1 protein-coding gene is annotated in these 1,871 nt (G+C 68.9%); it reads left to right on the top strand.

Going from position 1 to position 1,871, the window contains the following annotated elements:
* On the top strand, positions 1-1,808 hold a 1,808-nt coding region (nuoG, locus tag AC3XYG_RS30795; RefSeq protein WP_489143698.1), incomplete at its 5' end, for an NADH-quinone oxidoreductase subunit NuoG.
* Positions 1,809-1,871 lie beyond the last annotated feature (63 nt).

The following is a 1,871-nucleotide window of genomic DNA, read 5'->3' on the forward strand; positions in this document are numbered from 1 at the left end:
GGCGCGGCATCATGGAATTCCTGCTGATCAACCATCCGCTCGACTGCCCGATCTGCGACCAGGGCGGCGAATGCGACCTGCAGGATCAGGCCGTGGCCTACGGCTTCGACCGCGGCCGCTACACCGAAGGCAAGCGGGCGGTCACCGACAAGTATCTCGGACCGCTGATCGAGACCTTCATGACGCGGTGCATCCAGTGCACCCGCTGCATCCGCTTCATCGACGAGATCGCCGGCGTGCCGGTGCTCGGCGGCGTGAACCGCGGCGAGCACATGGAGATCACCACCTATGTCGAGCAGGCGATCGCGTCCGAGCTGTCGGGCAACCTGGTCGATGTCTGCCCGGTCGGGGCGCTGACCTCCAAGCCCTACGCCTTCAGCGCCCGGCCGTGGGAGCTGCGCAAGACCGAGACGATCGACACCCTCGACGCCATCGGCTCCAACATCCGCGTCGACGCCCGCGGCGGCGAAGTGATGCGCGTTCTGCCTCGCTTGAACGAGGACGTGAACGAGGAGTGGATCAACGACAAGACCCGCTACGCCATCGACGGGCTGAAGCGACGTCGCCTCGACCGCCCCTATATCAGGCGCAACGGCAAGCTGCAGCAGGCGAGCTGGGCCGAGGCCTTCCAGGCCATCGCCGACAAGACCAAGGGCCTGGACGGCAAGCGCATGGCGGCGATCGCCGGCGACGCCGTCGATGCCGAGGCGATGGTCGCGCTGAAGGACCTGATGGCCTCGTTCGGGTCGCCGAACATCGATTGCCGCCAGGACGGGGCGAAGCTGCCGGCCGGGCCGCGCGGCGCCTACCTGTTCAACAGCGGCATCGCCGGGATCGAGCAGGCCGACGTCATCCTGCTGGTCGGCACCAACCCGCGCTCCGAAGCCGCGATCGTCAATGCGCGCATCCGCAAGCGCTGGCTGAAGAACGGCCTGACCGTCGGCGTGGTCGGCCCCGATGTCGACCTGACCTACCGTACCCGCCATCTCGGCGCAGGGCCGGACACGCTGGCAGCGATCGCCGACGGCAGCGACGGCTTCGCCGAGGTGCTGCGCAACGCCAAGGCGCCGCTGCTGATCGTGGGGCAGGGCGCCCTGACTCGCGAGGACGGCGCCCAGGTGCTGGCCGCCTGCCGCCGGATCGCCGAGACCTTCGGTCTGGTGCGCGACGGCTGGAACGGCTTCAACGTGTTGCACACCGCCGCTGCGCGTGTCGGCGGCCTCGATCTCGGCTTCCTGCCGGGTCCGGGCGGCCGCGACGTCGCCGGTATCCTGGACGGCGCGCAGAAGGGTGAGATCGACTTCGTCTGGCTGCTCGCGGCCGACGAGATCGACACCGGCCGGCTGGGCCAGGCCTTCGTGGTCTACCAGGGCCATCACGGCGACCGCGGTGCCCATCGCGCCGACGTGGTCCTGCCGGGTGCGGCCTACACCGAGAAGAACGCGACCTACGTCAACACCGAAGGCCGCGTGCAGCAGGCCCGCATGGCGGTGTTCCCGCCGGGCGAGGCGCGCGAGGATTGGAAGATCCTGCGTGCGGCCAGCGAGGCGGCCGGCCGCAAGCTGCCCTATGACAGCCTGCGCGAGGTGCGCCAGCGCCTGATCGCCGTCAATCCGGTGTTCGGCGCGGTCGACACGCAGGTGGCGGGCGAATGGGGGGCGTTCGGTGCCGGTGGCGCCATGGCTTCCGCGCCCTTCGTCTCGGCGGTCGAGAATTTCTACATGACGGATCCCATCACGCGTGCCTCGGAGACGATGGCGCAGTGCGTCAATGAGATCGTGGGATCGCACAAAGCGGCGGCGGAGTAACCCGATGGGTTTCTGGAGCGGATACGCCTGGCCGACGGTTCTCGTCGTCCTTCAGATCATCGC

Source organism: Inquilinus sp., from assembly GCF_057815775.1.